At 63.1% G+C, this 16,326-nt stretch carries 14 protein-coding genes; 2 read left to right on the top strand and 12 right to left on the bottom strand.

Translation table 11 applies throughout. The features are described 5' to 3' along the window. Positions 1-231 precede the first annotated feature (231 nt). The 12 genes from AC3EA7_RS15740 to AC3EA7_RS15795 form a co-directional block, all read right to left on the bottom strand. Positions 232-1,122 (bottom strand): zinc metalloprotease HtpX, encoded by an 891-nt coding sequence (locus AC3EA7_RS15740; RefSeq protein ID WP_488615019.1) that lies wholly within the window; start codon positions 1,120-1,122, stop codon positions 232-234. A 190-nt stretch (positions 1,123-1,312) separates the two neighbouring features. After that, a complete protein-coding gene (locus tag AC3EA7_RS15745; protein WP_488615020.1) occupies positions 1,313-1,762 on the bottom strand; it encodes an Hsp20/alpha crystallin family protein in 450 nt (149 codons plus the stop codon). A gap of 92 nt (positions 1,763-1,854) precedes the next feature. Further along, positions 1,855-3,234 carry a CCA tRNA nucleotidyltransferase gene (locus AC3EA7_RS15750; protein ID WP_488615021.1) on the bottom strand — a complete coding sequence of 460 codons (1,380 nt, stop codon included), beginning with the start codon at positions 3,232-3,234 and terminating at the stop codon, positions 1,855-1,857. A 34-nt stretch (positions 3,235-3,268) separates the two neighbouring features. Further along, positions 3,269-5,269, bottom strand: a complete 2,001-nt coding sequence (locus tag AC3EA7_RS15755; protein ID WP_488615022.1) for a serine/threonine protein kinase — start codon at positions 5,267-5,269, stop codon at positions 3,269-3,271. Next, a complete protein-coding gene (gene ptsP, locus AC3EA7_RS15760; RefSeq protein WP_488615023.1) occupies positions 5,266-6,936 on the bottom strand; it encodes a phosphoenolpyruvate--protein phosphotransferase in 1,671 nt (556 codons plus the stop codon). Before ptsP ends, AC3EA7_RS15755 begins: the two co-directional genes overlap by 4 nt. Positions 6,937-6,938: 2 nt before the next feature. Continuing rightward, complete coding sequence (locus tag AC3EA7_RS15765) at positions 6,939-7,202, bottom strand: HPr family phosphocarrier protein (RefSeq protein ID WP_488615024.1); 264 nt, start codon at positions 7,200-7,202, stop codon at positions 6,939-6,941. Between the two features lie 30 nt (positions 7,203-7,232). Continuing rightward, entirely contained in the window at positions 7,233-7,676 is a 444-nt protein-coding gene (locus AC3EA7_RS15770; RefSeq protein WP_488615025.1) for a PTS-dependent dihydroxyacetone kinase phosphotransferase subunit DhaM, read from the bottom strand. A gap of 1 nt (position 7,677) precedes the next feature. Further along, the gene (locus AC3EA7_RS15775; protein ID WP_488615026.1) at positions 7,678-8,931 is read right to left on the bottom strand and encodes an anaerobic glycerol-3-phosphate dehydrogenase subunit C; all 1,254 of its coding nucleotides are present in this window, start codon (positions 8,929-8,931) and stop codon (positions 7,678-7,680) included. Next, positions 8,928-10,172, bottom strand: coding sequence for a glycerol-3-phosphate dehydrogenase subunit GlpB (glpB, locus tag AC3EA7_RS15780; RefSeq protein WP_488615027.1), 1,245 nt, complete (start codon positions 10,170-10,172; stop codon positions 8,928-8,930). Before glpB ends, AC3EA7_RS15775 begins: the two co-directional genes overlap by 4 nt. Positions 10,173-11,031: 859 nt before the next feature. Next, entirely contained in the window at positions 11,032-12,711 is a 1,680-nt protein-coding gene (gene glpA / locus AC3EA7_RS15785) for an anaerobic glycerol-3-phosphate dehydrogenase subunit GlpA (RefSeq protein WP_488615028.1), read from the bottom strand. 27 nt (positions 12,712-12,738) lie between these two features. Then, complete coding sequence (dhaL, locus tag AC3EA7_RS15790) at positions 12,739-13,395, bottom strand: dihydroxyacetone kinase subunit DhaL (RefSeq protein ID WP_488615029.1); 657 nt, start codon at positions 13,393-13,395, stop codon at positions 12,739-12,741. A 75-nt stretch (positions 13,396-13,470) separates the two neighbouring features. Next, positions 13,471-13,602, bottom strand: coding sequence for a hypothetical protein (locus AC3EA7_RS15795; protein ID WP_488615030.1), 132 nt, complete (start codon positions 13,600-13,602; stop codon positions 13,471-13,473). 395 nt (positions 13,603-13,997) lie between these two features. Between AC3EA7_RS15795 and AC3EA7_RS15800 the strand changes: the two genes are divergently transcribed. Both AC3EA7_RS15800 and AC3EA7_RS15805 read left to right on the top strand, forming a co-directional pair. Continuing rightward, positions 13,998-14,546, top strand: a complete 549-nt coding sequence (locus AC3EA7_RS15800) for an RNA polymerase sigma factor (protein ID WP_488615031.1) — start codon at positions 13,998-14,000, stop codon at positions 14,544-14,546. Next, positions 14,536-16,221 (top strand): TonB C-terminal domain-containing protein, encoded by a 1,686-nt coding sequence (locus AC3EA7_RS15805; protein WP_488615032.1) that lies wholly within the window; start codon positions 14,536-14,538, stop codon positions 16,219-16,221. Before AC3EA7_RS15800 ends, AC3EA7_RS15805 begins: the two co-directional genes overlap by 11 nt. The last annotated feature ends 105 nt before the right edge of the window (positions 16,222-16,326 follow it).

Genomic DNA, 16,326 nt, shown 5'->3' on the forward strand with positions numbered 1-16,326 from the left:
CCCTCCCCCCTTGTGGGGGAGGGGTTAGGGGAGGGGGGGTAGGGGAGAGCGGAACAAGCGCCGGGCGGACGCTGGGAAGACATTCTTCCCTCCCCCTTGTGGGGGAGGGGGGGTAGGGGAGAGCGGAACAAGCGCCGGGCAGACGCCGGGAAGACATTCTCCCCTCCCCCTTGTGGGGGAGGGGGGTTAGGGGAGAGCGGAACAAGCGCCGGGCGGACGCTCACTGCCCCTTCACCACACCAATGCGCGCTGCCGGAATGCCATGTGCTCCAGACGTGCAATGCGCTCCTCTGTGGGCGGATGTGTGCTGAAGAGTTTTACAATGGCGCTGCCGTCGAGTGGATTAATGATATACAGGTTCGCCATTGCCGGGTTGACCGCAAGCGGCAGACGCTGCTTCCACGCCTCGATCTTGCGCAGCGCCGACGCCAGCGCCAGCGGCGATCCGCTGATCGTCGCGCCTGCGGCATCCGCCTCGAATTCTCGCGTGCGTGAAATTGCGAGTTGGATGAGAGTCGCAGCAATTGGCGCGACCAGGATCAGCAGCAACCCGCTCAACACCCCTGCCAGACCGTTGTCCTCCGCATCGTCATCGGAGTGTCCGAAGCCGCCAAGCAGCAATGCCCATTGCGCCATGTCCGCCAGGATCGCAATCGCGCCGGCGAACGTCGCCGCGATGGTGCTGATGAGCGTATCGCGGTTCTTGATATGCCCCAGCTCATGGGCGATAACTGCGGCTACCTCGTCGTCATTCAGCACGTGCAGCAGCCCGGTTGTCACTGCCACTGCGCCGTGCTGCGGATCGCGTCCGGTTGCAAATGCATTCGGCGCCGCCGAGTCGATCAGATAGACGCGCGGCATCGGCAGACCGGCGCGCTGTGCCAGGCGTGCCACCATCTGGTAGAGATGTGGCGCTTCGTATCGGCTAACCTCACGTGCGCCAGCCATGCTCAACGCCAGTTTGTCCGAGAACCAGTATGCGCCGCCGTTCAGCAGGACGGCAAGCGCGAACGCAATACCCATGCCCTGCGCGCCGCCGAACCACCGGCCCGCCAGAACCAGCAGCACCGTCAGCGCCGCCAGCAGCGCCGTTGTTTTCAGTGTGTTGGTGAACCCTGTCATGGTTGTCCTCATATCGCCAAACCCTGTGCATATTGCTTCCGGATATAACAAAGCCGGGCAGAAACGACTCAAACTGCCCGGCGGCGACGCGCTTGCTCACCCAAAGACCTCAAGAGCCTGTCCCGGCTCGCAGGTTATGGACCTGTTCGCACGATGGGACTGCGGGTGAGCGCGCTTCAGCAGCCTGAGGTCATGCCGTCTGAATAGTGATACGGTGCGGTCGGGCCTGCTCGACCTTCGGCAGCCGGATCGTCAGCACCCCATCCTTGAGCGATGCTGAGATCTTGTCGGCATCCACGCTTGCCGGCAGGCGGATGCAGCGCTCGATCTTGCCGCTGGTCCGCTCCTGAATGAGGTAGTGCGCATCCTTGGGCTGCTCGACAGTCGTCTCGCCACGGATGGTGAGCGTGTTCTGCTCGATCTGGATGTCTACCTTGTCGCTCGGAACGCCCGGCATCAGCGCGGTCACCATGTATGCCTCATCGGTTTCGTAGAGGTCCAATGGAATGCGCAACGTTCCAACCCACCCGCCGAAGAGGCTTCGTGGCATCACCCAGCTCTCGTTCAGCAGTTGCTCGACTGCATCCGACAGCCGCAGCGCCTCAGCAAATGGCTCGAAGCGGGTCAACGCAGTTGTCATTGGTCCTCACCTCCTTATGACATCGGGTGTTTTCGGTTATGTATATTAGCCCTTTTGTGTTAGAACAGCGTCAGAGAAACGTTAATATCGCGTCAATCCTCGTGCGTTTGTAACACCCACGCTATCCCTTCCTCCGCCGTGCTGAAGACGCCGTCGAGTTGTGCTTCATAGGCGCGCCGTAGCATCTTCCCCAGACGCGGACCGGGCGCAACCCCCGCCGCGATCAGGTCGCGCCCGCGAACCAGCGGCGCCGGACGATTTCTGGCAGCCCCCTCAGCCTCGGCAATTGCCAGAAATGCAGCCGCCGGTCGCTCCGGCGGCAGCGGCGGTCGCCCGCATGCGTCGGCTTCGACCAGTCGTTCCCACTGCACCAGGGTTGCCGGCGCAAGACGATTCGCCAGGCGACGCACGACGCGCGACGTTGCCGGGGTATGGACGTGCACCAGGTGCTCGCGTACCAGCGGCGTCACCAGACGCTCGATCCAGTGCGGCGCCCCAATGCGCGCCAGAAACGCCTGCGTCAACGGCACACCTGCCGCTGCATGACCGGGACTGCGTGGAATGCCATCCTCTTCGATCACGGTGGTGGGCGGCTTGCCGAGATCGTGGCACAGCGCCGCAAACAGCAGCACCGCGCGATCACGCGCATCCAGCGCATCACGTTCGGCGATCTGCGCTGCCGCGTCGCACACAGACAACGTATGAACCCACACGTCCCCTTCGGGATGAAAGTGCGGGTGTTGCGGGCAGCCCTGCAATGCGGCAAGTTCAGGGTAGAGCGCCAGCCATCCCGACTCGTCGAGGGCGCGCAGTCCGGCGGAAGGAGAGGCGCCAAGGGTTGCCCATTTGTGCCATTCGCGCCAGATGCGGTCGAGCGGAAGTCTGGCGGATGCGGGGAGCAGGGTGCGACAGAGGGCTGCCGTCTCTGGCGCCAGGCGCATGTCGAAGCGCGCAACAAACTGCATCGCGCGCAACACGCGCAGCGGATCATCGCCAAACGCCTCGGACGTGTGGCGCAACAGCCGTGCTTCCAGGTCTGCACGACCGCCGAAGTAGTCGATCAGGTCGCCAGATGGCGTCAGCGCCAGTGCGTTGATCGTAAAATCACGGCGCGCCAGCGCCTCGCGTGGCGTCAACGACGGGTCGTACTCGGGCAGTGTGCCAGGCTCGTCATCGGCTGCCGGATGCCGGCGCACCGGCAGTGTCACGTCCACGTCGTACCCGTCGAGCCGCAATTTCAGCACGCCGAAGGAGCGCCCAACGGCATCGACCCGGCCAAACGGCGCAAGCGCGGCGGCAAGGGTCTGCCCGTCGATGCTGTAGACTTCCACATCGATGTCGGTTGGCGGCAAACGCAGCAGCAGATCGCGCACCGCTCCACCGACGAGCAGCGGGCGTCCGCCAGCGCGCGCAAGCGCATCGAAGAGCGGCGCCAGCGTCTCAAGCAGTGGATGTTGAATGAGGGGTGTCATTGAGGATGAAACCGATCGGGTCTTCTGGCGCCCATCAGAACGCCAGCAAGATGATCAGCGCAACAATCAGTACAAAACTGACACCGGTCGCCGTCGCCGCAACAATCCGATCCCGGTTCAGGAAACGCCGATCATCGGGCAATATATTCTCGAAGCCATAGATATACCAGCGATAGAGCACCGGTTCAAGCGACTGACCTTGATGTCCGGCGGTTTTTGCTGTTTTCCATTCACCAAGATCGAACACGATCTCGGTGACAGGGATAAAGCGTACCGTCACCTCGCTCAGCACAATGCGCGTATTGGGGTTCAGGCGCTCTTCCGCTTCTTCGATCATCGCCTGAATACCCGGCACCAGGCGCCATTCAGGGCGAAACCCACTGCTCTCCCGCTCGCGGTAGATTGTGTGCTTTTTGCAATGCTCCTGCAACCAGCGTTCATCGATATGCGGCAGATCATCGTGTCTGGTCATCTTTTCCGCCCGGCGATGCCAGCGGAAGGTCTTATGGGTGATCAGGCGAGACTCTCCACCGCAGCGTTTGCATTGCAATCCGCCTCTTCCTTCACAATCGGGGCACGGGATGATGCGCGGTTCTGCGGCAACCTGGGCTGGCGCGGTCGAATCAGCAGTGATAGGCGAACCGGGCAGCGAATTGCTTCGCGGCACAGGGTCGGCTGGCGCCGGAATGCGTCCATTGCCATTGCAGCGCGGGCAGACCGTGCGCCCCGTCCCGTTGCAATCATCACACGAGATCACGCGCGTCGAACCGGGAATACGCACGGCGCCGCCTGCGTCGCTCTCGAACTCTTGTGGCGCGGGCAGCGACACTTCCCATAGACCGGGTTCACGCTCGAGTTTGATCTTCGCCTTCTGGCGATCCGGCTCTTCTACGGTCTGCGCCGGTTCGCGCGTTTCGTACAACACGCGCAGGGTATACCAGTAGACGTTGTCGTGCCGGATCTGCCTGATAGCCGCCATACGCCCCAGCGCAGGACGGCGCAGCCACGGTCGCGCATCGCTCCATGCGTTCAGTAATCGAGCAATTTCGCGTGGGTCGTCGAGTTCATGGGCGCGCTTCAGCGCTTCCTGCATCGGCGCTTTGATCAGATCGGGCGCCAGCGCCTGTTCGACCGGATGCGGTTCTTCTGGCGGCGCTGCCGGAATCGGAGGCGCGCCAACCGGCGCGCCGGTAATAATCTGCGTGGTGCTGGCATGGCGGCGTAGCGCCTGTTCGAGGGCATCGACCGCCGCCTGAGCGCTGGGATACCGTTTAGCCGGGTCGGGCGCCAGCATGGTGTGGATAATAGTATCGAATTCAGCCGGCATACCTGTCACACCGCGGTCGCGCAGCCTCATCAGCGGCACGAACGGTCCGCCATCTGCGCCAGGTCCCGGTATGTGGGGCCAGGGCAATGCGCCTGTGAGCATGACGAAGAGCACCACCCCCAGGCTGTACAGGTCGGAAAGATGAGTCACGGTGGTTGCCGAGGCGATGTGTTCCGGTGAAAAGAACCCGTGTGTTCCCATGACCTTGTGGACCGTCGTGAGCGATTTCTTCCCCGACTCGCGGGCAATTCCGAAGTCGGCCAGGAACACGCGTTTGCCGTCCTGGTCAACCAGGATATTCCCGGTCGAAATATCGCGGTGGATGACACCGTGCGCATGGGCGTAGTCAAGTGCAGCAGCCGCACAACGAAAGATGTACATCGCCTGGTCGAGCGGCAACCGTCCATGCGCGCTGAGCCGATCGCACAACGCTCCGCCCTCGACGTACTCCATAACCGTGTAGTAGAACGGCGCCTGGTATCCGTGATCATAGATCGGTACGATGTGCTCGTGGTGGAGCTGGCTGGTAATCTCCGCTTCGCGGGTGAAGCGTTCGATCCATTCGGCTTCCTGCGAAAGGAGCACCTTGATCGCCACCTGACGGGTGCGCAACGTCCGATGGCGCGCCAGCCACACATGGCTCATACCGCCTCTGCCAATCTGGCGTTCCAGGCGATAATTGCCGATCCATTCAGGAAGGTTGCTCATATGTAAATATTCAACACCGAGCGTGCCGCTGCCTGCGCTTGGGTCATGACTGTCTCGCTCAGGCGCTCTTTGATGGTGGAAATACTCGCCGGGTTCATGCTCAACTGCACCACTCCCAATCCAATCAGGAGGGGCGCTACATCCGGCAGACTGGCGATCTCGCCGCAGACGCACACCTGCAAACGAGCGCGGGCGGCGGCGCCAACGGTCTGCGCAATCAGGCGCAGGACTGCGGCAGAGTTCTGCGCATACCGCGCGGACACATCAGCGCTGGTGCGGTCGGCGGCAAGCGCGTATTGCGCCAGGTCGTTCGTGCCGATGCTGAAGAATGCCGCCTCCCGCGCCAGCAGATCGGCGGTAATTGCTGCAGCGGGCGTTTCGATCATGACGCCGACGGGTACGTCCGCCCGGTGGGGAATGTTCTCCCGCGCCAGCGACTCGGCGGCGCTGCGGATCTGTTCACGCGCCCATGTCACTTCGTCCGGCGTGGTGACCATTGGCAGCAGGATGCGCAGGTCGCCGTGCACCGCAGCGCGGAGCATGGCGCGGATCTGGGTCTGGAACAGATCGGGGCGACGCATCGAGAGGCGCAGCCCGCGGATGCCGAGCGAGGGATTGAGTTCGTGCGGCAGATCCAGGTAATCCACGCGCTTATCGCCGCCGATGTCCAGGGTGCGGATAATGACCGGGCGTCCTTCCATCGTCTCGACCACCGTGCGGTACGCTTCGTACTGTTCGTTCTCGTCGGGTGGAGCGCTGCGCCCCAGGAAGAGGAACTCGGTGCGGAACAGCCCGATGCCTTCCGCCCCCTGTTCGAGGGCGGCGCGCGCCTCGAGCGGATGGCTGATGTTTGCCCAGATGGTCACCGGCTCGCCGCTCGCCATCCGACCCGGTTGATCCCGTAGCGGTTGGCGCCGGATCCGCGCGACGATCGATCCTGATACGCGGCGTTCGTACGACGACCATTCGAAAGCGTCGGGATCGACGATCAGCAGGCCCGTGTATCCGTCGAGCACCAGCGGCGCGCCATCGGGAACCGCCAGCGTTGCCGCGCCCAACCCGACGACCGCCGGGATGCCAAAGGCGCGCGCCAGGATCGTTGTGTGGCTGGTCGGTCCCCCCTCGGCAGTCGCAAATCCGGCGATCCGTCCATCGCGCAGGCTGACGGCTTCCGCAGGCGTGAGGTCATTCGTCACCAGAATGGCGCCGATCGGCAGATCGTGGATGCGGCGGGTTTCGCCGTGCAGCGCCGTCAGAATCGCGCGCCGCACGCTGTCGATGTCACTCGAACGTTCACGGAGATAGGGGTCGTCAATCGCTGCGATGGTGTCACGCAATGAGCCGATGGCTGTGATGAGCGCCTGTTCCAGGCTGATGCGCCCCTCGCGCATGCGCCGTTCCACGTCCTGCGTCAGGGTTTCATCTTCGACCAGGAGCGCATGAGTGTCGAAGATGCGCGCTTCTTCGCTGCGGCCTTCTTCACGCAATAATTCGGCCAGTTTGCGCAACTGACCGGCTGCCATCGTCTGGGCTGCCTTGAACCGCGCCATTGCGGCGTCAATGTCGGCATCGACGGTATGCCAGGCGTGGTTGTTGGGCCGATAGTGGACTGCGCGTCCGAGCGCCACTCCTGGTGAACTGCCAGCGCCACGAAGGTAGATAGCCATTTTTATTCCTCGGCTGCGACTTGGTCGAGCAATGCGGCCAGCGCCGCTACGGCCTCACGTTCGTCTTCGCCCTCGGCGCGGATCAACACCTGATGCCCCTGCGATGCGCCAAGTTGCAGCAGGTTCAACAGGCTGACCGGCAATTCGACCGAGGATCGCCGGGTGATGTTCCGTACAGTGATACGACTGCGAAATTCGCGCGTCTTGCGATAGAAATCGGCTGCCGGACGCGCATGCAGCCCAAGAGGATGCCGGATTCTAACCACTCGCTCTTCCATGATCGTAGCACATGTATGCTATTCACCTGTCTCTGGCAAACGTTGACCCGCGTACCGGAGGCGCTGGCGATGTGCGGGATGAACTTTTATCAGATCGCGCGCACGCAACGCGGCAGCGGCGGTTTCCTCCAGCGTTGCGCCGACCGACGCTTCGACCGCTGCGAGATAGGCGCCTTCCACAAGCGGCGCATTGCTGATGACAACGCGCATGGCGGGTTCATCTTCGAGCACCGCTTCAACACTCAACGCAGCACTGGTGAAATCGACGAGCACCAGTACACCGTCATCGCCGGCGATGCGGTGCAGTCCGTCGCGAATAGCCTCCGCGCTGATCCCGAGCGAGCCATCAATCGCTCCGCCGACTGCGACAATCGGAACCTGACCGTGCGTCGCCTGATCGGCGAATTCCTTGACGCCACTGGCAAGCTGCTCACTATGCGCAACAATTAAAATGCCAACCATATCACGTCACAAGTCCATACGCTTCGGCAAGCATCTCGATCGGATGGCGCGCAGTGACCCTTGCGCCATGACTGATCTGCCACCGGCATGTCTCGGAATCGCAGAGCGCCACGTCTGCGCCGGAACGGCGTATCGTCTCGAAGAGCGGCGCGCCGACATCCATGCTGATCTGATATTTCTCGACCTTCAGTCCATACGTTCCGGCGATGCCGCAGCAACTGGCGTGCGTTTCGATCAACCGCAGTCCGGGAACGAGTTCCAGGACGTCGAGTGCAGGACGGCCAATCCGGTGTGCGCGCAACTGGCATGGCGGATGATAGGGCAGAGTGCGCTCGATTGGACGAAAGTCGGTGCGCAACTCGCCGCGCGCGTGCAGCATGCGCAAAAACTCGAAGATGTCATACGTCTGGTGTGCGACTGCGCGCACCGTGTCGCTCTGCATGCCGAGCAGTTCCGGCGCTTCTTCTTTGAGCGTCAGCGTGCAACTGGTGCTGGCGCCGACAATCGGGATGTTGCGCAGCGCATACGGCGCCAGGGACGCGACATTGTCCTCGTGCGCGCGACGTGCAGCGGTAAAGTCGCCGTTCGAGAGCAGCGGCAGGCCACAGCAGCGCTGGCGCGGGAGCAGCACCTCGAAGCCATTGTGTTCGAGCACGGCCACGACCGTCTTCCCGATCCACGGCTCGTAGTAGTTTGCCGAGCATCCGTGAAAGTAGACCACCTGGCGTTTGGGTTTTCCATTGATCGCTCGAGCAGCACGCCGGCGCCGGAACCACGACCGAAACGTATATCGGCTGAACGAAGGCAAAGGCGCTTCGCGCGCAATACCCAGCGTGCGCTCGATGACCGTCCGCAGCGGTTTGAAGCCGAGCAGCGCATTTGCCAGCGGCGCATGCGGTCCCGCGCCCAGACGACCCACCAGGCCAGAGCGGCTGATCAGGCGGTTGCGGAGCGGGATGCCGCGCTCCGCCGCCATACGCGCCCGCGCGCGCGCATTCAACTCGGCGATCCTGACGCCGGTTGGGCAGACTTCGTTGCACACGCGGCATCCTGAACAGTAATCCACCGACTCATCGGGCGATGGCTGGCGCTCGTGGCGAAAACGCTGCGCCTGCGGACCGACGTACTTGGGTCCGGGAAAGAGATCGGTCACCGCACTGACCGGACAAGCCGCCGTGCAGATGTTGCACTTGATGCAATGGTCGAGCGACTGCTCGAGCGACTGCTCGATATGATCCTCTGGAATGATGGTCATGATATCAATCCTGCCAGTATGCGTCCGGCCGCCCATCCGGTGGCGAGGGAGACGCCGCTCCGGCTGCGTTCACGGACGGTATCGGTTCCAGCCAGTGTTGCGCCGGCGACGGCGACATTTTCATAAACCACCTCGCCGTCTGCGCCGAGCGGTCGAAGATGCGCGTCGGTTGCGACGCCAGCTGTGTAAATGGCATGCCCCTGCGGGTCCAGGAAACGTGGCGCGAACCAGCCGGCGCGGTTTGCTGGCGCACACACCGGCAGATCGAGGGCAGTTTCGCGCACCACGCCCGCGTGGTCGGTCCGGATGCCGCCGCCGGCAATCCCGCCGGTCGCCAGCAGCGCGCGCTCGACGCGGTGTTCCTGCCTGCGCGCCGCCGCCTCGCTCCAGAGGGTTGTAAGCCGTCGATCCCGCCCATCGCCGTAGAGCACTTCCGATCCGATCTGCAACCTTCCGCCAGCCTGTTCGATAGCGTTCTGGAAGAGGGCAAACAGTCGCATGCCCGGAACGGACGGCGGCAATGTCGGGATCTCGAATACCTGCGCGCCGCTCTCGTTCTGCAGGTGGACGACCGTGCCCAGCGGATCGCGCAACCCGAGTATGGCTGGCAGCCCGATCCGTGTTGCGCTGCCGCGCTGTGCGCGCAACTGCCTGCCAATCTCGCTGCGGAACGCCGGGTCATCGAACATGCGCGCAAAGGTCACAGTCGTGTATTCGCGCCGGTGGAATGCTGGCGGTATGGTCAGGTACACGCCGCGCGCTGCAATCCCCTGCGCAGCCAGGTTGGCGGCGATGAACGGCGGGTAAAAATCGCGCAGTTCACGAAACCCGGCGACCAACACTTCCCCGCCGAGCCGCACATCTCCGGCAGCCATCGTGACCGGCAGGAGTGTGGCAGGTCGCAGGGCCCCCGCCGCCGTCGGCAAAAGAACGTTGCATTCCAGCCCGCCAACATACGGATACCGCGCCATCTCGGTCAGTGCGCGGAAACGTGCGATGGCTTCCTCCACGGCGTGCACGCCAATCAGCGCATACGGGTGATGCGGGTGGGCTTCGGGGATCGCGCGAAGCGCTTCGCGTGGAGAATGTTCATCAACGCCCCAGACATCAATCGTGCCGGCGGTCCAGTGGGTCGCTCCCTGCCCTTTCGCCAGCAACAGCGGGCGCAACCCCGCTTCCGCCAGCGCCAGCGCCCCCATCAACCCACTCAATCCCGCTCCAATGACGATCGTCGTTCGCATCGCAATTGTCCTCGGCACCTCTCTGATAGCGATCAACCAGATGTTGCACCATCATTGCCCGTGTTGACCATCTTGCGGCTGACGTTGGCTGAGTCAGTCGAAGCCAACGTCAGCCGATTCACGTCCTTGATCGTCCAGGTTTTGGTTGTTCGCTCTCTCATACTAACTTGCGGTCAGTCAGACATTCGAGCGCCCGGTTCGCAAGGCGCAACAGTCAACTCGCACCAGCAGTTCGTGTCGTGGACGCATGACTGCGCCCTGGCATCAGCAGCCCCAGCGGGGCTTTCACTTGCGGTGAGCGCAGTCGAACCGCCTGCAGTGAGCAAAGTCGAACTGCGTCCTCAGCGCGGGCGTTCGCCCGCAGCACCCCGGCATCCCACAGCACGCCCCGGCAGTGTTGTCCAAATGACTACGCATTAGTATTAAGAGGACTTCACTGCAAAAAGCAACCACGAAGGTCGCAAAGGGACACAAAGGACATGCGCTTTACTTGTATTCACCTTCGTGCGCTTCGTGTCCTTGGTGGTTAAGCCTTTTCGCAGTGAACTCATAAGAGTCTATCTGAATAATCGCTGACTGAAGTGCAACCGGGTAGGCGAAGGCATTGCCTTCGCCTATCCAACGAGCTTTTCCGGATGGTCTCGAAGAGCCATACCCCGCCGTCGTTGCGCGGTGCGCCAGCAGAGAGATGGCTTCACTGCGCTTGGAATAACATCTGACCACCACGTTTTCGAGCAGGCTCTCGATAACCGGACTCAACGCGCCTGGCGCCTGTCCGAAAATCGCTACGCGCCGTGCAAGCGAAGGCGCCGCCTTTCCCTCCCCGACGATCTGTTCCGGACAGGCTCTTCTGCTCTGGTCACACAACTTCCTCGACCACAATATCACGTTTCCGCCCAATGGCGTCATCGCCGGTTTCCGGCAGGCGATCGACAGCGAGCGTTTCGAGGTAGTTCAGCTCGTCGAGACGTTCCTGGCGAAGTTGATCGCCCCACAACGTTGGCGTGACCCCCTTCCAGCGCTCCTGCAGGAAGTGCCTGAGCAGCGCTGTTGCCGGCGATGCGCCGGTAGCGCCATTCGCTAGCTTCGCTCCATCGCGGAGTTCGTGCCAGATCGCGGCAGCGCGATAGGTGCAGAATCCTCCCTGACACGGACCCATGCCCAGGCGTGTATCGCGGCGCAGATCATCGAGATTGGCGGTTCCGTCGCTGCGAATCGCCGCTTCGAGGTGCGCCCGCGTCACCAGTTCGCATTCGCAGATCAGATTGCCATAGCTATCGTCCGCCTCGACCTCCGCTAGCCGGTGTCCCAGCAGATAGAAGGGCGACGCCAGAATGGCAAACTGTGAGCGCGCCGGAGAATACGGCGCAGGGGCGGCGCCCTCGTGCGACGGTTCGATCTTCAGATCCGCTGTCCGGCATGGCGTGGTCACGCCGAGTCGTTGCGCGACCAGATCGACCGTATGCTCCGCCATCAGCCGGTACGTCGTCCACTTCCCGCCGACGATGCTGACCATTCCGGCGACGCCATCGCGCGTTTCGTGGTCGAGCAGTTTGTAGGTGCGGGGAATATCGCGGTCGTGTCCCGCGTCCTGTTCCTTGTACAACGGTCGCACGCCAGCCCAGGCCCGCAGTGCGCGCATGCGACTGACCCCCGGAACCAGACACTCGCCCTCTTCGAGGATCAGCCGAACCTCTTCAGGGGTAATATCGTACACATCGGGATCAGGCACAGCGATGTCGGTGGTGCCGAGCACTGCGACGGTATGGATGGGCACGATGATATCGCCGTCGGCAGGCATCTTGCAGCGATTGACGACCGTATTGACGATCCGGTGGTTCATGGCGATCATCGTTCCCTTGCCAGGCACAATACTGATGTGCAACCCCGCCATTGCGACGATCTTTCCGCCCCACGCACCGGTTGCGTTGATGATGAAACTGGCATGAATCCGCACCGTTTCGCTGCTCCGCAGGTCCTCGCACACCGCGCCGACAATCCGGTCGCCCACACGTTCCAACCCGATCACGCGATGGTAGGTCAGCACCTGAGCGCCGTAGCGTCGTGCATCATCGGCATTGGCATGCGTGGCGAGGAACGAGTCGGCTGCGCCATCGCGCACGGCAAACGCGCGCCTGATGCGCGGGTTGAGCAACGGTTCGCGACGTAGCGCCTCACGCACCGGGATTTCCTCGACCCACACGCCAGTGCGATGGCATGCCGCGACGAACCGCTCGGCATACGACTCGTCATCCGCCGGGGTCACTACGAACAATCCGCCAGTTTCCTCGATGCAGTGCGGCATAATCTTGCGCAGGATTTCATTTTCGCGCGCACATTCCTCCGCCGACTGCGGATCCTTCACCACGTAGCGACCGCCAGAGTGCAGCAACCCGTGGTAGCGACCAGTCGTACCGTGCGTCAGATCGCCCTTTTCGACAAGCGCGCATCGGATGCCACGCAGCGCAAGATCGCGCAGCGCGCCTGTACCGGTTGCGCCGCCGCCGATTACCAGAACATCGGTCATGAGAGTGCGCATATCTGGTTCTTTCCAGGATCGTGTTGTCTATACGGCGTTCTGATCGGATGTCGGGTCGGCGTCAAGACCGACCATGGCACAGGCAATATAGTACGCTGACGTTGCACCGGGGTCCTGATGCCCGATGCTGCGCGGTCCGAGAAATGCGGCGCGCCCTTTGGTCGCCTGGATGGGAATCGTTGCACGCATCCCTTCCTCGACAGCGGCGAGCGCACAGCGTGCCGCTTCTTCGAGGGATTGGCCCTGCGCGATCGCGTTGCGAAACGTCTTGACCCCTGGCGCAATCGCGTCGAGCATCGTTTTTTCGCCGCGCTGCACGCGCCCGCGCTCAACGATCCCTTCGAGCGCCACCTCGAGTGCGGCGGCAACGTCGGCGCCCTCAATGGTGTGGCGCCCTGCCAGCAATGCGCCAGCACGCCGGAATGCCGTGCCATAGAGCGGACCAGCCGCACCGCCGACTGTCGCCAGGAGCGTTTTTCCGGTTACGTCCAGTATCGTGCCGATATCGCCGTCCTGCAGCGCGTCGAGTTTGACAACGACGGCGGAGAAACCGCGATTCAGATTCGTCCCGTGGTCTGCATCGCCGATCACGGTATCGAGTTCTGTCAGTTCAGTCGCGTGTTCGCGGATAAGCGCGGCAGCGCGCTCGAGAAAGCGGATGACATGGTCGACGGTGATCTGCATCCGGGAAGCCTCCAGGTAAGCATCTCCTTATATTGAGCGTCAGAGCGGCTGGCTGATGGCATCAGCACATCCGCCTCACATACCCCAGCGCAGGGCGGGTGCGTATACTGAAGCGTCCCGCAACGGAAGCAGTTCATCATCCAGACGCATCAGCGTGATGGTGCATTCGGCCATATCGAGCGGTGGCATGCCGATGCCGATCAACATCTTCGCTTTGTACCTCTTCCTTGCGTCTCCAGAGCGCAACCCCGCTGTTTAGCATCGGGTGTATGCGGCATTGCGCCAATCATATTGTGATGCCTTGTGCGCATACGTCATTATACCAGAAGCCGCATAATAGAGCGATCAACCAGATGTTGCCCGAAATTGCTCGTGTCGCCGTCTTGCACCTGACGTTGGCTGAGCCGGTCGAAGCCAACGTCAGCCGCTCCATATCCTTAGATTGCCGGGTTTTGGGTAATCGCTTTATACGAGGCGCACAGCGTGCAGGTCGAGTATGCATTATAGCGTATCATTAATCGCCATTTTTGGCGATGGGCGTAACGTTTGCCTTATGAGTGTGTTATGGATGCAGATGGAAACAAAACAGTGCATGGCAGTGTATGGACGATGCTGAGTTAGTCGCCCGGTTAAGGCGCTTCGACGCACAGGCTGTCAGTTGGATCGTGGAACGCTATGGCACAGTGTTGCACCGCTACGTCACAGCCATCGTCGCCGGTCCCCATCTGGCAGAAGATATTGTCGCCGAAACATATGTGCGTATGCTGGAGCGCATCGGCGACTACAAGATCACCGGCGCGCCGTTCCGCGCCTGGCTTTATCGTATTGCTCACAACCTGGCGATCAACGTCGTGACGCGCGACCGTTCCGCTCCGGTTGATCTGACGCTTGTTCATTCGGAGGCGGTGTCCGGTAATCCGGCGGAAGCCTTCGAGCGCGAAGAGCTGCATGGAGCGCTTCGACGGTCGTTGAAAATGCTGACCGATGAACAACAACAGGTTGTGCTGTTGCGGTTTGTCGCCGGGCTGTCGATTGCTGAAGTGGCGCAGCAATTGCAGCGTTCTGAAGGTTCGGTCAAACAACTTCAACTTCGGGCGTTACGCGCCCTGGGACGCCTGTTGGGCGCGGCGGAGGTCGGTGATGGACGATGATGACGAGAAACTCCTGAGAGCGCTGGATGCTTGTCTGGATCGGATCGAGCGCGGTGAATCGGTCGATGCCTGCCTGCGCGACTATCCAGCCGAGCGTGGCGAACTCGATCTGATGTTGCGCGCTGCGACATCGCTGCGCACACTGCCCGCGCCGCCGCCGCCGAACCTCGATGCGATCAATCAGTCGGTTCTGGCGCGCGCCGCTGTCCTGCGTCAGGCAGCCGTATCGCCGACGTTGCCCCATCGGTATCCGGCACTCCTGCTTGTGGTTGCTGCGCTCGTGGTATTGGCAATTCTGTTCGGTCTATTCCTGATCCTGAGCACCCTGTTGGGTGGCGCCAACAGAACGCCGCCTGGCGCGCCTCCGTATCCGTCTGTGACTGCCCCTGCCACTGTACTGGTTCCGACAGTGTCGCCAATGCCGTCTGTCACGGCGTCACCCACGGCGCCAGCGTCGCCGACACTAACCAGGGAAGTGTCGCCCACGCTGCAACCGATGGCAACGTCAACGATTGCGCCGCCGACGGCAACGCCAACGATTGCGCCGCCGGTGCGCACGGTGGAACCGGTTCCGCCGCCCGCACCGCCGCCCACACCGCCGTCGGCGCCGCCGCCCGCGCCGCCGCCCGCGCCGGTCACGGCGGCGCCGGCACGGCCCAAGGTCAACCTGCCGGTGGCGCCCGATGCCCCTGCGACCCGGGCCTCAGCCGACACCGTGGCGCCGGCGCCGGTTGCCGTCGCGGACGATACGGCGCAAAAGCTGGCCGACCAGGAGGCGAAGGCGCGCGCGGCCGAGCAGGCCCGGATCGAGCAGGCCCGGATCGAGCAGCAGCAGGGCGCGCAGCGCGAAGCGGCGCGCCTGGCTGCCGAACGCCAGGAGCTTGCCCGGCAAGAGGCCCTGCGCCAGGAACAGTTAGCAGCCAAGGCAGCCGAGGCCACGGCGCAGCAGGAAGCGGCGCGCAAGGAACAGGCGCAGCTGGAGGCTGCGCGCACGGCGCAAGCGCAGCAGGAGACCGCGCGCCAGGAGGCAGCCAGGCAAGAAGCCGCACGTCAGGACGCACTCAGGCAAGAGACCGCGCGCCAGGACGCCCTCAGGCAGGAGGCCGCGCGCCAGGACGCCCTCCGCCAAGCCGCCGCGCGCCAGGACGCCGCGAATCAGGAAGCGGGGCGGCAGGAAGCGGCGCGGCAGGCGCAGGCAAAACAGGACCAGGCGCAGCGCGAGCGCGCCGAGCAGGAAGCGAAACGCGAGGAGCGCCTGCGTGCGATCGGCCAGCAGATGAAGCAGGAAGCCGCCCAGCGCGATGCCGGGCCCACGACCAGCAGCCTGCGCCGTGGCTGGCTGTTCGGCCGCGCCGACGCCAACGCCGATCTGGTGGAGTATGCGCAGGCCATGAGCCGCAAGATCGAGATGAACATGACCTTCGACATGGTGCGCGAGGCGGTGAAGCAGCCGCACGCGCAACCGGTGGTGACGGTGGCGGTGCGCGCCGACGGCTCGGTGGAGAAGGTGAGCTTCGTGGTGTCGAGCGGCGTGCCGGCGATCGACGACGCGATCCGCAAGGTGGTGGACAGCCAGGCGCCGTACGGCCGCTTCCCGCCGGCCCTGGCGCGTCAGTACGACGTCGTCGAAATCCGGCGTACCTGGGTGTTCGACATGGCGATTCGTCTGCAGTGATCAGCCGACGACGTTGATTGCCCGTCCCGCTTCCCAGGCCTCGACGTTATCGACCAGCATATCCGCCAGCGTCTGCATCGCCCCGGCGCTGGCCCAGGCCACGTG

This window comes from Roseiflexus sp. (genome assembly GCF_057785375.1).